Origin of the sequence: Pelotomaculum isophthalicicum JI, assembly GCF_029478095.1 — a bacterium.
GTDB classification, from domain to species: domain Bacteria; phylum Bacillota; class Desulfotomaculia; order Desulfotomaculales; family Pelotomaculaceae; genus Pelotomaculum_D; species Pelotomaculum_D isophthalicicum.
In genome coordinates this window covers 1-18,652 of record NZ_JAKOAV010000022.1, presented here as the reverse complement: position 1 = coordinate 18,652, position 18,652 = coordinate 1, and the positions used below count along the sequence as shown (strand labels likewise).

Annotated in this window: 9 protein-coding genes and 1 riboswitch; all 9 genes read right to left on the bottom strand. The window is 58.0% G+C overall.

Features of this window, described 5'->3' with window-relative positions; all coding sequences use genetic code 11:
* Position 1 precedes the first annotated feature (1 nt).
* The 9 genes from L7E55_RS11685 to L7E55_RS11645 all read right to left on the bottom strand — a co-directional run bounded on the left by L7E55_RS11685 (position 2) and on the right by L7E55_RS11645 (position 18,279).
* Positions 2–1,054 (bottom strand): signal peptidase I, encoded by a 1,053-nt coding sequence (locus L7E55_RS11685; RefSeq protein WP_277444423.1) that lies wholly within the window; start codon positions 1,052–1,054, stop codon positions 2–4.
* Between the two features lie 152 nt (positions 1,055–1,206).
* Positions 1,207–1,458, bottom strand: a complete 252-nt coding sequence (locus L7E55_RS11680) for a hypothetical protein (RefSeq protein ID WP_277444422.1) — start codon at positions 1,456–1,458, stop codon at positions 1,207–1,209.
* 378 nt (positions 1,459–1,836) lie between these two features.
* Positions 1,837–11,268, bottom strand: a complete 9,432-nt coding sequence (locus tag L7E55_RS11675) for a hemoblobin-interacting domain-containing protein (protein WP_277444421.1) — start codon at positions 11,266–11,268, stop codon at positions 1,837–1,839.
* A 326-nt stretch (positions 11,269–11,594) separates the two neighbouring features.
* Positions 11,595–14,288, bottom strand: a complete 2,694-nt coding sequence (locus L7E55_RS11670; RefSeq protein ID WP_277444470.1) for a fibronectin type III domain-containing protein — start codon at positions 14,286–14,288, stop codon at positions 11,595–11,597.
* 68 nt (positions 14,289–14,356) lie between these two features.
* Positions 14,357–15,412 carry a chitobiase/beta-hexosaminidase C-terminal domain-containing protein gene (locus L7E55_RS11665; RefSeq protein WP_277444420.1) on the bottom strand — a complete coding sequence of 352 codons (1,056 nt, stop codon included), beginning with the start codon at positions 15,410–15,412 and terminating at the stop codon, positions 14,357–14,359.
* Positions 15,413–15,639: 227 nt separating this feature from the next.
* On the bottom strand, positions 15,640–16,155 hold the full coding sequence (locus L7E55_RS11660; protein WP_277444419.1) for a CARDB domain-containing protein: 516 nt from the start codon (positions 16,153–16,155) through the stop codon (positions 15,640–15,642).
* 111 nt (positions 16,156–16,266) lie between these two features.
* Positions 16,267–16,767, bottom strand: coding sequence for a hypothetical protein (locus L7E55_RS11655; RefSeq protein ID WP_277444418.1), 501 nt, complete (start codon positions 16,765–16,767; stop codon positions 16,267–16,269).
* 492 nt (positions 16,768–17,259) lie between these two features.
* Positions 17,260–17,616: a DNA-binding transcriptional response regulator gene (locus L7E55_RS11650; protein WP_277444417.1), complete on the bottom strand. Its 357-nt coding sequence runs from the start codon at positions 17,614–17,616 to the stop codon at positions 17,260–17,262.
* 45 nt (positions 17,617–17,661) lie between these two features.
* Positions 17,662–18,279, bottom strand: a complete 618-nt coding sequence (locus L7E55_RS11645; protein WP_277444416.1) for a response regulator transcription factor — start codon at positions 18,277–18,279, stop codon at positions 17,662–17,664.
* Between the two features lie 72 nt (positions 18,280–18,351).
* Positions 18,352–18,477: riboswitch (molybdenum cofactor riboswitch) on the bottom strand.
* Between the last annotated feature and the right edge of the window lie 175 nt (positions 18,478–18,652).

Below are 18,652 nucleotides of genomic sequence, written 5' to 3'. Positions count from 1 at the left end.
GTTAAAATTCCATCCCCTGGGGACTCGCACCCGGTTTGACCATCCCGGCCAGCGTCTTGGCAAATAAAGCGGCCCAACCGATTTTCGGGATTGTACAAACCACTTTGCCCCTCACCTGCTGCGGGCCGACCAGGTCCGGGTCCGGCCCGCTGTTGTTGTCGCCCTTGGTCCGGAAAACCCTGGCGCCATGGTTTTCCTTAATTTCAATCACCCGGTGGGTAATCAGCATCTTATCCCGGCGAAAATCAATCACATCACCCAGCCTGACCTCGTCTCCCGAAATCTTTTTGACCAGGGCGATGTCGCCCTTATACATCACGGGCATCATGCTGCCGCTTAAAACCACCGACGGAAAGACGGGAAATATGCCTACGCAAAACCAGACCAGCAGTACCGAAACGACACAGGTGATGATCCAACCGGCCGGATTTTCCCCGGCATGATTCTTTTTCCTCAGTTCCCTGGACTCCAGCAGGTAGATCCGGTGGATCATGAACAGGCTGAAGGCCGGGATAAAGGCGCCCAGCAGGGTCTTGGTCGTCCAGCTCAAGTCGGGCAAAACCGGGCAAAACCAGATAAAGGACTGGAGCGCGCCGCGGTAAATCAAGGCCGGCAACGGGCCGCCCAGGTAAGCCAGGTAGGAGGCCGCAACGTTTTCGGTGAGACCCGGCAGGATCACGCTTCCGGCAACCTTGACGAACTCGAAGCCGGTCCGGAAACCGCCAACCGCGCTGAAGGGAAGACCGAGGGCCGCGAAAAAAAGCGTCAGTAATCCTATTTTCAGGTGGAGGCGCCGCTTGGCCAGGCTGTTGATCAGGTAGGCCCGGGCCGTCTCCGTGCCGGCCAGGCAGGCGCCCACGTAGAGGATGTTGCTGGCTATCCCCAGAAACGTGAAGGACGAGGGACTCTTGCCGAAACCTTCCACCATGCCGCCGGCCAGTTGAAATATGATCTGGAAACCGGCGGCGAGCAGCGCCAGCCAGCTCAGCAGGGAGCGCAGGCGCATCTTTCCGGAGATCCCCGGCCGGGGCAGCCGCCAGACAAAGTAAGCCACCCCTGACCAGAGCAGCGGCTGCGCCACGTAGGCCAGCAAAAAACTGTCCCCCGTCCGGCTGACCGACATGTTGATGAGCAGGTACATCACGCATAACATGGCCGGCAGCATGATCCGGCTGTATTTTGAGACGCCCGCGTTGTCGCGCATTTCTATTGGAAATTTCCCAGCCCTTCCCGCTCGTAGTCACATGGTATGACTTCCGGCCGATCGTCCGCGCCGGTGTCACCAATCAACGTGGGATAATCGCCGGAGGTGTTTTCCGGCGCGGAATGATGATGCTTGTTCCAGTTGCCCGTGTGGATTTTGCCGGTAATCTCCGCGTCATGCTCCCAGCGGGCCATACCGCCGGGCAAGAACACGAGCGCGACAATTACCGACAGAACCAGGAATAATACCTTCACCTTCGGCTCCACACTCCTTAAAAACTTCCTTTATTCAACCAGCGGATATTATCAGTTTCGCTGGGTTATATTTTATCAGCCAAGGCGCCTGCCGGTCTTTCCCTCAACCTGATAAACCTTCAGGCAAAAAGTTTAGACAGGTTTAGATTGGTTTAAACGGCTTAGGAGGTGTTTACACTTAAACCGTTATAACAGCGCCTTCCAACCCGATCCCGGGATGCTCCCGCCTAATCCCGGGATTAGCCTGGTTTAGACAAAATCACCCAAAAATTATCCTTTGCCGCCGCTTTGAATTAAGCCTTATTGACTCCCTCCCGGACCGTGTGGTCCGAAAGGGAGTTGTTCACCCGGCTGCGCAGAGTGCAGCTCAAGGTGTGGCTACTGTTGCGATACCGCCGCCGCGGCTCCAGTTGCCGGCGGCGCCGCCGGCGCGGCGGGGGCGATGCTGTTCAACGCATTCACGATCACCGTCACGGCCTCGGCCCTGGTGGCGTTGTCCTGGGGCCGGAAGGTGCGGTCTTCGTACCCCTTGATGATCCCGTTCCCGGTCGCTGTGACCACGGCTTCCCTGGCCCACCCGGAAATACTGCCGCCGTCGGAAAACTGTAGTCCTCCCGCCGCCGGGGCCGGCCTGGCCGCCTTGACGACCATCGCGGCCATCTGCTCGCGGGTGATCAGGTCGTCCGGGGCAAAGGTGTTGGTGTCGTAGCCCCTGACGATGCCGTGACAGGCGGCCGCGGCCACGGCGTCCGCGGCCCAGTGACCGGCAGTGTCGGCAAAGGTTTGACCGCCCTTGCCCTCCAGCTTGAACGCCTTCACCAGCACGGTGGCAAATTCTGCCCGGGTAATGGTGTTGTCGGGCTGGAAGGTGCCGTCGGGGTATCCGCTGACGGCGCCCATGGCCACCAGTTTTTCAATGGCGGCCTCCGCCCAGTGGCCGGCGATGTCGGTCAGGATCACTCTCGCGGCGGTCAGCACGGCAAACCTGCCACAGTGGTCCACCGGCACGGTGATGGTCTTGCCGGACACAACGCCGCCGAGCTTGACCCACTGGCCCTTGGCCTCGTCGTAGCAGAAAACGGCCGGGGTATTGCCCGGTTCGACCAGGCCGGGGTCGAAGCTGAGCTTGATGGTCGCCGGCTTGGCAAATTCGTAGCTGCTCTTGCCGCCCACGCTGCACTCGTACACGCTGCCGGCCAGCTTGAAACCGGCGGGCGCGGCGGGCGGCGCGGCCAATCTCTCGATTTTTACTTCCACCTCACCGGCTCCGCTGAGGGCTCCGGCGGGTATTTCCAGGACGGCTTCATCGTTGAGGCTTACCGTGCCGCCTTTGTCCAGCTTGATTTTCACCGTTACGCTGGCAGGCAGGGCAACCATTACGGCAAACTTGGTGAAGTGATCCACCTGCACGGTGATGTAATTGCCGGACACGGTGCCGCCCAGGTTGACCCACTGGCCTTCAGTCTCGTCGTAGTAGTAGACGGCCGGGGTCTCGCCGGGGCTAAGAGCCTTGGGATCGAAGATTAGCTTGATGGTCACGCTTTTGGTAAAGCTGTAGTTTTTCTGATCGCCCACGCTGAACTCGTACACGCCGCCGAGCAGCTTGAAGCCGGCGGGCGCGGCGGGCGGCGCGGCGATGCGGTCTATTTTTACATCCACATTGCTGGTGACCGCGCCGGGGGGTAACTCAATGACAACTTCATTCCCGAGGCTCACGGCGCCTCCTTTTTCGGGCGTGATGGTGCCGGACGCGCTGGAGGGAGCTTCCATAACCTTGTAAGTGAAAGTGACGACATCGCTGTCCTCCTTGCCGGGGCCGATGGTGACGGCTTTGATGGTGGTGTCCTTGGTTATTTCGATAGGGTGATTGATTTCGGCCACTGTGGCTTCTCCCCGGGCTGACCACCACCGGCTGGCAATCCAGTTGTACATCGGGCTGTCCAGGGTCGGCGTGCTGCCGTCCGTGGTGTAATAAATCTTGTCGTCGTCCATGTTGGCGTTGCTCAGCTTGACCTTGGTGCCCGCGGCCACCGTGCCGCTGCCCGGCTCCGCTTTCGGGCTGTCCCACCTGGACGGGCTGGTGGTGAGAACTTCGATTTTACACAAATTTTTTACAAATAAATTACCGGTCTGCTCGGTGACCGCCCGCTGTCCCAGCATCAGCAGCGGGGTATTCACGTCGTTCATATAGGCCGGGTTGTTTGAGCCCTCGGCGCTGACCAGGCCGATGATGGGCTCCACCTCCACCGCCCCCGCCGGGGAGCCCGGCAGATGCCCCCCACCGTTGCCGCCGCCGGTGTCCATGAAACGCGGGAAATAATAACGCCTGTCTTGTAATAACTCCTTAGCGGTGAGAGTCATTTGATAGCCGTCTTTGGCGGTGAATCTGATCATGCTTCCGGCCGCCCCCGCCTGGTTGAGCAGGTCTCTCAATTTGACCCCTTTCCCCACATACCACTTCTTGCTGGGCCAGGTGTTAATCGCGCTGTATACCTGCTGGTACTGTTCCATGGCCTGGAGAGCGGCCAGGGTGTACTTCTTGTCTTTTGCCAGCCCGTTTCCGCTGATGGTCAGCACCACGTCTTTGGGTTCGGGCTCAGGCTCTACTGTACCGCTACTTTCCGTGATCGTCAGCGTCACGGCGGCATCATTGTACCCGGCGGCATTGATCTCAATGAGATAATCCTTGGCTGTCTTGAACACATCTCCAATGATGGTGATCTTGCCGGCGTATACTGAATATTGCACGGAGTCCAGGGCCGCGCCGTCGACGCTGAGCTGGCTGATGGCCGCCCGCCAGGCCGCGTCGTCGTCAAAGGTCAGATCCACCTGCTGGCCGATTACATTCGTCGCATTCGCCTTTAATACCGGGGGCAGGGGAACGTCAACCTGGTAGCTGAAGGTGACGATATCGCTGTTCTCTTTGCCGGGGCCGATGGTTATGGCCTTGATGACAGTGTTCTTTCTGATTTCGATAGGATGATTGATGGTGTCCAAAACATTCTTTCGGGCATCCCACCACCGGCTGGCTATCCAGTTGTACATCGGGCTGTCCAGGGTCGGGTCGCTGCCGTCCGTGGTGTAGTAAATTTTGTCGTCGTCCATGTTGTCATTGCTTAGTCTGACCAGGGTGCCCGCGGCCACCGTGCCGCTGTCCGGTACTGCCCGGGGGTTGTCCCATTTAGGCGGGGCGCTGGTAAGCACTTCGATTTTCTTTACATATTTGGCGAATAGATTGCCTGTCTGCTCGGTGACCGCCCGCTGCCCCAGCATCAGCAGCAGGGCGTTCGCGTCGTTCATATAGGCGGGGTTGCTGGTGCCCTCGGCGCTGGCCAGGCCGAGAATGGGCTCCACTTCCACCGCGCCCGCGGGGGAGCCGGGTATGTGCCCCCCGCCGTCGCCGGTGCCGCTATCCATCAGGTGCGGGAAGTAATAGCGCTTGTCGTTAAGCAGTTCCTGCACCGTCAGGGTTACTGCGTAGCCGTCTTGCGAGGTAATTTTAATCAGCTTGGCGTTTTCCGCCATCCCCGCCTGGCTAAGCAGGTCTCTTAATTTGACTCCTTTGCCCACGTACCATTTCTTGCTGGGCCAGGTGTTGATCGCGCTGTATACCTGCTGGTACTGCTCCATGGCCGCAAGCTGGTCCAGGGTGTAGCTTTTGGTCGTCGCCACCCCGTCTCCGGTGATGGTCAGCGCCACTTCCGGACTGTTGGCAATCACGGCGCCGGCGGTCAGGGGCGCGCCGGCGTTGCCAGCGGCGTCAACTGCTATAACACTGAAAGTATAGCTGCCGGAGGCAAGCACGGTGATCGGGTAGCTGTGCACGGTCCCGGTGACGGTGGCCAGCAAGGCCGTACCCCGGTAAATCCGGTAGCCGGTGACGCCCGTGTTGTCATACGCCGCGGGCCAACTCAAGGCCACGCTGCTGCCGGAGACGGCGGCGGTTAAGGCGCCGCCTTCCGGCCATACGGGTGCCATGGTGTCCATGGAGCCGGTGATGCTGACTCCGGCGGTCAGGGCCGCGCTGGTTTTTTGGGCGGCATTTACCGCCTTGACGCTGAACTGGTAGCTGCCGGGCGCCAGCCCGGTTACGGTATAGCTATAAGCGTCGCCGTATACAGCCCCGGTGACGGTGCCGCTGTAAACGGCATCTGCGACGGTGGTCAGCAGGTTGCCGTCCTGGTAGACCCGATAACCGGTTATGCCGTCGCCGGTTGCCGCGGGCCAGCTCAAGACCACGTCGCTGCCGGAGACGGCGGCGGTCAGGGCGCTGCCGTCGGGCCAGACGGGGGCCGGGACACCAGCGTTCTTGTCGATCTGATAAGTGTCGATGACCTGGCCGTCCGCCTGGACAGAGGTCAGGGTCAGTTCGCCGCCGTCAATGCTGACGACCTGGTAATTGCTGACATTGGCCACTTCTTTGGCGACATAGTCGTAATCTTCCCCGGCGGCATAATACTTGGGTCCCGACACGCCCATGACGTAGGTGATGCCCTGCCCGTCCGCCTGGACCTGGTTGTCCCGCATGGGCTTGGTCCGCATGTACACGTGCTGGTGGCCGACAAAGGCCATATCCACGCCGTTTTGCTCAAAGATGGGGACCCAGGTCGCCCGTATGGCGTCGTATGTGGCTGTCTTCCCATCGTCACTGGCGTAGTAGGCGGGCTTGTGGAACACCACGAACTTCCACTGGCTGTGATTGTCTTGCAGGTCCTGCCGCAGCCACTCGGCGGCCGCCGCGTCACCGTTGCTGTCGCTGTCCAGCACGGCGAAGTGGGCGTTGCCGTAGTCAAAGGAGTAAAACCTTTTTTTCTGGCCGGCGGGGCCGTTTTCCGGCAGGGTGAAGAAATCCAGGTAGAAGGCGCCGTCGTGGTTCCCCAGAGCGGGCATGAAGGGAATCCGGGAGAATGTTCCCGTGGCCGCGCCGAGGAACTGCCGGTATTCCGCCTCGTCGTCCGCGTTGGTCAAATCCCCGCCCTGGAGGGAAAACTTCAGGCCGGGGTGCGCGGCACAGGCTGAATCCAGCATCCCGCTCCACTGGCCGTCCCAGCCCGCGCTGTACCCGGCGTGGACGTCGCCCAGGTACAGGAAGGAGAAGGCGTCGGTATCAGAAGCCGTGGTGAAGGTGTACTGGCCGCTCCAGTCCGCCCCGGACCCGACCCGGTAGACGTACCGCGTCCCCGGCTCCAGGCCGGTCAGGTTGACTGAAAACAGGTTGTCCGCGCCGGAGGCGCCGAAGGCCCGGCCGGCGGCCGCCGCTTCCTGGGCGCCGGCAAAGCTGCCGGTAAAGCCGGCCGCTTCCAGGTACTGTACTTTGGCCGTGGCAAAGGTCTGCGGCATCAGCCAGGTGACGGTCTGGGTGGTTTTGGGATCGCCGGACCAGGTCAGAAGGGGCGCCTTTTCCACCACCAGCCCGGTGATGGTCTGGGTCACGGTGGCGTCGTTGTACCCGGTGGCTTTAATTACGATGGTGTAATCTCTGGCGGCGGTGAACACATTTGCCGTGATGGTGATCTTGCCGGCGGTGTCTTTTGAGTACTGCCCGGCGGCCAGGGCCGCACCGTCGACGGTGATCCCGGTGATGGCCCCCCGCCAGGCCGGGTCGTCGGTGAAGGTCAGCTCCACCTGGCACCCGGTTACGTTCCCGGTGGTGTCCGCTGCCAGGGCGGGCGGCTCGCTCAGGGACTCAAGGACGGTCTGGGTCACGGTGGCGTCGGTGTAGCCGGCGGCCTTGATCACAATGGTATAATCTTTAGCCGTGGTGAACACGTCGCCGCTGATGGTGAGCTTGCCGGGGGTGCCGGCCGAATACTGCCCGGCGGCCAGCACCACGCCGTCTACACTGACCTCGCTGATGCCCGCCCGCCAGTCCGCGTCGTCGGTAACATATGGGTTGCCGAAATGGAAGGCCAGCTCTACCGGCCAACCCACCGTATTATCGGTGGTATCGGTCACCAGGTCCGGAGGCATGGCCACGTCGACATGGTAGTGGTAGGTGACCACGTCGCTGTCCAACCCGCCCCGCTTGCCGTCGCCAATGAAGATAGCCTTAAGCGTGGTGCTCTTTCTGATTTCGAGGGGGACGTTTCGTGATGGGTTATAACTATTGCCGCTCCAATTATAAATTAGGCTGCTCACGTCCGGGGTGCTTCCATCCGTGGTGTAATGAATTTGCCTATAATTTAGACTATCCGGGGGAGCACTCAGATACACCTTGGTCCCGGCGGGCACCGTCATGGTACCGTCTAGAACGCCTGGATCAGCCTGCGGATTGGGACATTTTTCCAAATCGGCGGTGAGCACCTTGATTACCTTCATATATTTCACAAAAGAAGGGTTCGTCTCCTCGAGAACCGACCGCTGCCCTACAATCAGGGACTTAAATGAGAAATCATTGTCAATATCTGAAAAGTCGGCAGGTGGTTTAGTATGACCAATGCTGACTGTTAGTGCAATGATTGACTCTACCTCTTCCGCACCAGATGAATCGCCGGGAATCCACCCGTCGCCGTCGCCGTCGGCGGTGGTTACATCCTTGAAATGCGGGTAATAATAGCGCTTTTCATTAAAAAACTGCGGCAGGGGAAATTCAGCTGTATATGCCATTTCACTATCCAGAGACATAAATTTAATCTGCCTGGCATCATTTTTCACTCCCGCCGGGGCGAGCAGGTCGCTGACTTTGACTCCCCGGGCCCGGTAAAAGTTTTTACTGGGGAAGACGTTAATAGTGCTGTACAAATGCTCGTATTGAGGCATGGCCCGGAGGTGGGACATTGTATAGCTAACGGGATTCTCCACTCCGTCCCCTTTGATTTCAAGCGCGATTTCTTCAATGGGCTGCGTCACGCCGGCATTCGCGTAGCCGGTAGCAGTGATCACGACGGCATAATTTTTTTCCGCCGGGAACACGGCTCCGCTAATGGTGATCTTGCCGGCCGCTATGGTATATTGACCGGCGCCGAGCGCCGCGCCGTCGACGCTAACCTGGTTGATCGCCCCCCGCCAGATCGGGTCGTCCGTAAAGGTCAGCTCGATATCTTGGCCGGCGGTGTTACCGGTGTAATCGAAGGCCAGGGCGGGCGGCGTTTTTATCCCGGGCGGCAGTATCGTCTGCGTCACGGAGGCGTTCGCGTACCCGGCGGCTGTAATCACGACGGCGTAATCCCCGGCTGTGGCGAAGATAGCCCCGCTGACGGTAATCTTGCCGGCAGCGATGGTATATTGACCGGCGCCAAGCGCCGCGCCTCCGATGCTGATCCCGCCGATGGCCCCACGCCAGGCCGGGTCGTCAGTGAAGGTCAGCTCGATATCCTGGCCGACATTGTTGCCGGTGATATCCGCGGCCAGGGCCGGGGGTTGACTACCGGCGTTGTTGGTGACGGTAAGGCTAAGGGTGTTGCTGGTGATCCCGAGCGCCCGGGCGGTGACGCTCACGATGCCGCTGCCGTTGATGGTCAGTGTGCTGCCCGAGATAGTGGCTGGGCCGGAGATGAGCGCCCAGGTGACCGTCTGGCCGGTGAGGTCGAAGGCCGCCCCGTTCTGGCCAACGCCGGCCAGGGTGAGGCTGCTCAGGTCGTAGGTAAAGGGGGCACCGCTGTAGTTCAGGGCCGGGCTGCCGCTCAGGGTGAGGGTGGCCAGGTAAGATGAAGAAACCGGCGATGGCACATAGCGGACGCGCTGATTGCCGCTGTCGGCGATGTAGAGGTTGCCGGCGGCGTCCACCGCCACACCCCTAGTGCCTGTTAACTGCGCGCCGCCGGCCGGGCCGCCGTCGCCGGAGCAGCCGCTGACGCCGGTGCCGGCCACGGTGGTGATGATGCCGCCGGGGGCCACCCGGCGAACGCGATTGCCGTCGGCGATGTAGAGGTTGCCGGCGGTATCCACCGCCACAGCACTAGGCGAGGTAAGCTGAGCGCCGGTGGCCGGGCCGCCGTCGCCGGAGTAGCCCGGAATACCGATGCCGGCTACGGTGTAAATGTTCCCGGCGGTCATGTTGATGCCGTATTTGGTGCCGGACACCGCCGCCACCATGCGAACACGTTGGTAATAGCTGTCTAGAATGTAGAGGTTGCCGGCGGTATCCACCGCCACAGCACTAGGCGAGGTAAGCTGAGCGCCGGTGGCCGGGCCGTTGTCGCCGGAGTAGCCAGGGATTTCATTTCCGGCCACGGTGGTGATAGCACCATTGGGAGACACCCGGCGTATACGATGGTTTTGGTTATCGGCGATATAGAGGTTGCCGGCGCTATCCACCGTCACTCCTTGAGGGTAACTTAGCTTTGCGCCAGCGGCCGGGCCGCCGTCGCCGGAGTAGCCGGCGGCGCCGGTGCCCGCCACGGTGTAGATTTTCCCGGCGGTCATGGCGATTCCATATCTGGTGCTGTCAGCAGCCGCCACCATGCGGACACGATGATTGTCGGTGTCGGCGATGTAGAGGTTACCGGCGGAGTCCACCGCAACACTATTAGGCAAGTTTAGCTGCGCGCCGGCGGCCGGGCCGTTGTCGCCGGAGCAGCCTCGATTGCCGGTGCCGGCCACGGTGTAAATGTTCCCGGCTGTCATGGCGATGCCGCATCTGACACCATCAGCCGCCGCCACCACGCGGACGCGATTATTTTCAGAATCTGCAATATAAAGGTTGCCGGCGGCATCCATAGCCATGCCATTAGGCAGGTTTAGCTGCGCAGCGGTGGCCGGGCCGTTGTCGCCGGAGTAGCCAAGTGTTCCATTGCCGGCCACGGTGGTGATATAGCCGTTGGCCAGGCCCGGCGCCGCACTGGCGGATAAGGCCGCGCTGAGGTTGCCGGCGGTGTCCACGGCCCTCACGGTAAAGTAGTATTTGCCTGGGGCCAGGCCGTCGACGGTGTAGACGGTGGATGTCACGGTGGCCAGCAGGCTGCCGTCCCGGCAGACCTGGTAGCCGGTGACGCCCGCGCCGCCGGCGGCCGCGGGCCAGCTTAAGTTCACGCTGCCGCCGGTGGCGGCGGCGGTCAGGGCGGCGCCCGCGGGCCAGGTTGGCGCCGCGTCGACCACGGTGACCGCCACGGTGGCGGTGGCCGTGGTGTAGCCGGCCTTGGCGGCGGTAACGGTGATGTCGGCGACGCCCGGGGCCACGGCGCTGATCAAGCCGTAGGCGCTGACGGTGGCCACGCCTGTGTCGCTGGAAGCGTAGCTCAGTCCGGCGTCGTTCGGGTTAACCGTGGCACTGACGGCCCGGGTGGCGCCGACATTCAGGGTGACGGCGGCCGGGTCCACGCTAAGGGCGATGGGGCCGCCGGTTATGCTAAACTGCCCATCGTGCCAGGTGGCGGGGATTACCGCGTTATTGACTTCATTCAGTTTCAAGGTAGATGTGGGCGGATTGTGTACCAGTTGCAAGGTACAGCTCTGACCCGGCTGCGCGCCTGCCGCAACCTGATACTTCAAGATGATCAGGGTGCCGGATCCGGCCGGGATCGCTACCTTGGGATTGCTTGAAATAATAACTCTCGTTCTCTTGGGACCGGTAGACGGGTTGCTGACTATGAAACTATGGCTGGTGGAAGCCACCAGATCCCCCCTGCTGTAGCCCGTGTAGGTTAACAGGGCGGAGTCATAGTACATGTCAAATTGACCCACTGCCACATTACCCGTACTATTCAAATAAACCGGAACCTGGATCTCTGTTCCAGGCTCACCGGTGACGGCGCCGACAGTCACTACCGTGCTTTCGTCGGCGTTCGCCGCCGGACCATAGCTGAACAGCATGGCCATGACGAACACTACCGAGAGCAGGACGCGCCATGTTTTACTTTTCGCGCTTGACAAAAATCTCTCCCTCCTCAAATACGCTTGCACGACGCCGGCAAAACTCTCAAAATGCAAGCGCCGCGCACTTGCGTGCATACTTTTCTGAACAAATATAAAAACAGCCGGATGATGAAAACGCAGCCAGCCGTTGTTGGCAAGCTTAAACTTTTTTCAGCGCCGGGAGTTAACCTGCTTCCCGGCGCCTGTCACTGATACCTGTTGTGTGCATTGTCAAATATTCAGGGCCCGCTAACGGGACGGAAGCGTCAATTTTGGAACTCCCGCTCAGGCCGTGGCGGCCTGAGCGGGAAATTGTTCACCCGGCTGCGCGCGCAGAGCGCAGCTTAGGGTGTGGTCACGGTTACCGAAACGCCGCTACGGCTCCAGTTGCCTGCGGCGTCGCCGGCGGTGATCCGGAAGGTGTACATGGTGTTGGCGCTAAGGCCGGTTGCGCTGTAGCCGGTGCCGCTCACGGTGTCGATCAGGGTGCCGTTCTTATAGATCCGGTAGCCGGTTACGCCCACGTTGTCACCGGCGGCGGTCCAGCTCAGATTCACCCCGAAGTGGGTGGCGCCGGAGGCGGTCACGCCGCTGCCGGCCGGCCAGTAAGGTGGAGATGTGTCGGTGGTCGGGGTGGTGGTGATCACGGTGGCGCTGGGGCCGTTGCCGGTCCAGTTGCCTGCGGCGTCACCGGCGGTGACCCGGAAGGTGTACTGAGTGTTCACAGTCAGGCCGGTGGCGGTATAGCTGGTCCCGGTAACAGGCACAGTGGTAATTAGAGTGCCGTTCTGGTAAACTTTGTACCCGGTCACGGCGATGTTATCGGTGGCCGCGGTCCAACTTAGAGCCACGCTGACGCCGTCAGCCGCGACGGTAGCGGTCAAGGCGCTGGCTGTTGGCCAGACGGGAGCCACCTGGTCGGTTTCCGCCGCAGTATTCACAGTTACCTGCACGGTGGCGGTGGCATCGTTGTAGCCGGCCTTGCTGGCTGTGACGGTGATGGTGGCGCTGCCCGCTCCGACCGCGCTAATCACGCCGCCGGCGTCAACAGCAGCCACGCTCGTGTCGCTGGAAACATAGCTCAGGCTGGCGTCGGCCGGGTCAACAGTGGCGGTGATTGCTTGGGTGTTACCGGCAATCAGGGCGGCGCTGGCCGGGCTGGCGCTCAGGGTGATGGCCCCCAGGGCGGTGGTTGCATCCGCGGTCAATGGCGCGCTGGCGTTGCCGGCGGCGTCCACGGCCTTGACGCTGAAGGTGTAGCTGCTGCCGGGGGCCAGCCCGGTGACGTTATAGCTGGTGGTGGTGATCGGGGTTTCAGTCAGCAGTGTCTCACCCTGGTAGACGTTATATCCGGTTACCCCGACATCGTCGGTGGCCGCTGGCCAGCTTAAGGCCACGCTGGTGCCGGAGGCGGCGGCGGTCAGGGCGCTGCCTTCAGGCCAGGCGGGGGCGACGGCATCCTGCCCCACCAGGATTTTTACCACATATTTGGCCCACCTGGATTCATTCTTGTCGCTGGCATTGGCCTGGCCAAAGACTACCCGTACGGCGCCTGAATCAGCGTCGCCGGCGGCAAGTTCACGGTCCGACCAGATGACCGGCCCGGTCAGGGGATTGGCTTGAACAGATACAAGCTCCGCCTTGTAAAAATCAAGCATTGGACCGACGGTTACTTTACTTGCCTCGGTATACAAATCCGGGTAGTAAAAATAGCCGTTTAACTGACTGACTTTTCTCACTGTCTTAAAACCATCTGAAGCTATGAAGGTAACGTCATAGTCCTGGTCGGTTTTTAGATTATCAGTACCAATCACATCCCACAAACTATAACCTCTGGTCTTGACGATTTTGTGGAAATTATAGCTGTTGTTAGAGGAATAGTACCGGTCTTGGAGAGTGAAACCGGCCCAGTCGGTCGCGTTTATGTTTACATCATGATTTACACCGGTGCCGAAGATTTGCAGGGTCTTGTCGGTGGCGAGCGCAACGCTGGCGTTGGCATCCAAGGCCGCACTGGTGTTAGTGGCTGCATCCACGGCCTTGACGCTGAAGGTGTAGCTGCCGGGGATCAACCCGGTGACGTTGTAGTTCCGGGTGGCGCCGGACACGGTATCTACCAGGGCGCTGTTTTGGTAAACCTGATAGCCGGTGACGCCCACGTTGTCGGTGGCCGCCGGCCAGCTCAAGTCCACGCTGCCGCCGGAGGCGGCGGCGGTCAAGATGCTGCCTTCAGGCCAGGCGGGTGCTTCGGTGTCGGCCGGTGCGTTTACGGTGACCGCCACGGTGGCTGTGGCCGTGGTGTAACCGGCCTTGCTGGCGGTGACGGTGATGTCGGCGTCGCCCGGGGACAAGGCGGTGATTGTGCCGGTGGTGTCTACGGCGGCCACGGCTTCGTTGCTGGAAGAGTAGCTCAGGGTGGCATCATTCGGGTCAACTGTGGCAGTGATGGCCCGGGTGGCGCCGACATTCAGGGTGACGGCGGCCGGGTCCACGCTCAGGGTGATGCTGCCCCCGCCGGGCACGCTAAACTGCCCGTCGTACCAGGTGGTGGGGATTACCGCGTTGTTAACGTCATTTAGTTTCAAGGTGGATGTGGGCGGATTGTTGATTAGTTGCAGGGCGCAACTCTGACCCGGCTGCGCGCCTGCCGCAACCTGATACCTCAGGATGATCAGGGTGCCGGAACCGGCCGGGATCGCTGCCTTGGGATTGCTTGAAATAATAACTCTCGTTCTCTTGGGACCGGTAGACGGGTTGCTGACAATAAAACTATGGCTGGTGGAAGCCACCAGATCCCCCCTGCTGTAACCCGTGTAGGTTAACAGGGCGGAGTCATAGTACATGTCAAATTGACCTACTGCCACATTACCCGTACTATTCAAATAAACCGGAACCTGGATCTCTGTTCCAGGCCCGCCGACGACGTTACCGATAGTCACTACCGTGCTTTCATCGGCATGCGCCGCCATGCCGACGCTGAACAGCATGGCCATGATAAACGTTACCGTGAGCAGGATGCGCCATGTTTTGTTACTCATGCTTGACAAAAAAATCCCCCTCCTTAAGTTTGATTAATACTTGGCTCGCGGAAGTTCAAGAAACTCTGCTAGCCTGAGATCAAGTCAATAAGCATCCCGTAATCCGTGACATCGACGTAGCCGTCGGAGTTGATATCAGCGGCGTAGAACTCAAAATCATTAGGGGTATACTCGGCACTGATAATGTCGATCATTATCCCCAGGTCTGTGACATCGATGTAGCCGTCGTAGTCGATATCACCTTTGGCGCGGTTGGTGTAGACGAAGGTTTGCACGTCGCTGTTCGTTTTGCCGGAATTGCTGGGCGTATAGCCGGGGGGGCCGATCCTGACGGCCTTGATCGCTGTTTCACCGGTAGTGCCGACGGTGATCGGGTGGTTGATCGTGTTCAGAACAGCCGCCCGGTCTACCCACCACCGGCTGCCGATCCAGTTATAGATCGGGCTGTTCAGGGTCGGGGTGCTGCCGTCGGTGGTGTAGTAAATCTTATCCGTGTCCTCTTGCCCGTTGTCCGGGGCGCCGGGTATGGACAACGCTACCTGCCCGTTGGCCGGGGGCGGCCCGCTGGCCGGACTGGCCTGAATGGAGCTGTCCCATTGATCCGGTTGGGTGGTGAACACTTCGATCCTGTTCACATACTTTAAAAAGAAAGTATTGGTTTGCTCGCTGACCGCCCGCTGCCCGAAGATCAGGAGCAGGGCGCTGTCGCCGTTCATGCTTGACGCCTGGGGAGGGGAAGTGTCATTCGCTCCGCCGCTGGCGCTGGAATAGGCGAGGATGGGCTCCACCGCCGCCGCGTTGTTGTCGGAGTCTTCATTGAACTTATAACCGTCGCTGTCGCCGGGATCAACGTTCTTGAAATTCGGGTAGTAATAGCGCGTGTCCTGCAATAACTCCTGGCGGGTCAGGGTTATTGCAAAACCGTCGGTCGTGTAGAATTTAAGCTGTTTGGCGGACGCTGTTATCCCCGCCAAATCCAGCAGGTGCTGCAGTTTGACCCCCGTGGCCCGGTAAAATTTCTTGGTGGGCCAGGTGTTGATGGTGCTGTACGGCTGTTCAATAAGTTTGTATTGCGCGTCCATGGCCTGGAGCTGGACCACGGTAAAGGTCGTGGGATTCGTCACCCCGTTTCCGTCAATCTGTACTTGAGTCGACGCGGCCAGGGCCGGCGCGGGCGCCGTCAGGCTAAACGACCCGGCGAGCAGCAGCGCGCTGAGAACGACCATGAAAACCTTGTAAAGCCAGTTCTTTTTGACGTTCGACATGTTGAATATCCCTCCTTTGCTAATTTGCTGATAAAGAAACTTGTTTGTTTTTCAGGCTTACAAGTTAGTTACACCTGTAACATCACTTACTGGGCCTGGGTGGCGGTGATGGTGACTTTGTAATGATAATTTTGCTCCTGTTGGGCGGCGTCGGTAAGCGTGTGGGCAATGCTGGCGTTATAGGTGGCGCCCGCGGCGATGACAGTATTGGGCGTTAAAGTGGAAGCCAGGCTAAGCTCGGCCTCGTTGCCTGATTTATCTATAACCTCAGTCACTTTAACAGGAATGGTGCCGTTATTTTTAATGGTATAATTGACTGTCGCGTTGTAGCCGGGATAGGCGTTGGTCACGTCCACTCCGATATCTTTGACTCCATCCGCGCCGATAACGGTGGGCACTTCAGTACGGCCCACGTTTAACGTCTTGCCGGGGTCAACGGATACGCCCGGGTCATTGGAAGTCGCGGCTGTAAACACGGTATCCAGGTAACCTGTCTGGACATTGCCGTTAATGGTGATGTCCTCGGCCCACACGGCGTAGGCGGCGCCCATCAGGACCAGGGCAAGCAGCATAACCAAACTCATCGTTTTGACACTTTTCATCTTTCCTTTTCCTCCTCAAAATTTAATGGGTAATTAGCGCCAAAGCACGCTCAGACAGTTTTTTCCATCACCTCCCGTAATGTTTTAGCAAACAGCCGCAATTATTTATCATCACCTCACGGCATCCCACTGCTGAAAAGCCAGGTCCACCGTGAAATTGTAATTGCTGTTTTCATCGACGTTTCCCACCGTAAGCCAGAGGTCTCCGTACTGGCTGCCGCCCGCCCCTCCGATAATGCCCTGGGCGTCGCTGACCTTTATATCCACTTCCGGCGTGTCATTATTGATCCGGGCGGTGTAACCGACCGGCACCGTCCCCTGGTTGGTCACCTGAAAACGAAAGCGCGCGTAATATCCCGGGTAAGCGTCATGAACGTGGAGAGCCAGCCTTTTACCCTGACCCTCCAGCACAGCTTTGGCGCGACCCGGTGAACAATTTTCCAGCACTTCGCAGGAACTAAAGCGAGGGTCGATGTACCCCGTTGCCACTACTCCCTCGAACTGCAGCCCGTTTTGCCAGGCGGCGTAACCCAACCCGATGGCGTTCAGAGCTATCGCCAGGGCGACACAAATTATAATGTGACTGCGGACATTTTTTAATTTTCGGTACATTCTTCATTCAACTTCCATAAATATGAATTTATCGGCTTGCACTGCATATTTTATCAGTCATAGTGCCTACCAGTCTTTTCCCCAAACGTTCAAATCTTAAAGCATATAGTTTAGAGGGGTTTAGAAAGGTTTAAAAGGGTTTAGAAAGTTTTTAAAGGCACATAACCACTAAAGTCGTTTTAACAGCGCCCTCCAACCCGAGCCCGGGATGTACCTTCCCAACCCCGGGATTAGCCAGAATTAGATGATATCACCTAAAAATTATCCTTTATCACCACTTTGAATTAAGCCTTATCGGCTTCTCTAATAGCCCATGTCAAGTCGATAATCATCATCACGTCTCGAGTGCTAGGCATTTAAGGCCTGGGATTAAGCAGTTTAGCAAATTAGGCAAAAAAAATACCCCATTATGTTGGGGATGTCTAATCTGGTCAGTTTATTGCATCAAACCGGCGAAAATTAAAGCGCCTCTGCTTTTAACACCCGTTTTTTTCAGAATATTGCGCACATGCACCTTAACTGTTGATTCCCCGGCGCCACCTGGCCGAGGCAGGCATCCACACCCGCTTTCATAGCGTTTATCGAAATGTTTGCGTCGTCCTGTTCAAGCACCAGGATTAAACGTGTCTGCGGGCAGAAGTCTTGAATCTCCTTCAACAGTGAATAAGGCAATTCCCTGTTCTGAACGGCGCACAACATTATCTCCGGCTGGAAATCAACCGCGGTATTCAATATATCGTCCGAGTCTACCAAATCAAGTACTTTATAAACATCCGGCACTTTTTTCAACATCTTAATTAATGCATCTCCGTAAGATCTATTATCGCTGGCAATCAAAACGTTAATCATCTAAAACCACCCTACCCATAAGGATCGATACATTTATCTGATTGCTTAATTATCTATTAAGCTAACCCTGCTTTTTGTGCCGATTTTTTGCAGAATGTTCCTCACGTGTACTTTTACCGTTGATTCACTGATGAATAGTTGTTGTGATATCTCTTTGTTGGAATACCTTTTCAGCAGTAAACTATAAATTTCTCTTTCCCTGCCGGTCAGTTCCTCGGGTATCCTCTTTGACGCATATTCCGAAAGGTCGGCTATTCTTTGTATTCTTGGTTTGAGCATGCGGGGGAAGATCATAATCCCGCTGCGACAAATCATTTCCAGGCTACGCAGTATGTACCCCGGCGTAATTGAGCCAAGACAGGAGTCAACACCCGCTTTTAAGGCGTGCAAGACTACTTCCGGATCTTCCTTCTCAGTTATCATCACCACCAGAGTCTGCGGGCAGACATTTTTAATCTCGCTCAACACATCAATGTTTTCTTCCCATTCCCTTAAAGTACAGACAATGATTTCCGGCTGGTAGTCCCCCACTACTTCCAAGATTTTTTCGAATAATATCACATCCAGCACTTTAAACACGTCAGGCGCCTTATCAATTATCTTTTTAATTGCTTCGCCTTGGTGACCTGTGTCACTGGCTATTACAACGCTGATAACCGCCAAAAGACTCACCCCGCTCTGGCTCTTAAATGTTTCCAATAACAAAAAAGCCGTCATGCGTAAAGGCACGACGACATTGTAAGTAAGTTAAATCCTTTCCGCAATGGGAGGCGCACCGGTTTCCCGATACACCCATCGGTCCACCCGCCATAGCTTTAACCATAGGCAACAGGCAATGGGGACTCAGATTTATTATGTTTAGTTTTTATTAGCTCGTGTAATCGAACAGGGTATTTATGCTGGTTTTTTATTGTTTAGGAAAGTATACATTTTTGAGGGTACCCGGTGAGACCATAATATGGTAACATTTAAACATGAGATATTCGTCGAAAATAAAAGAAATACTTAAAATAAATTGGCCAGAGTTTGAAGAGAA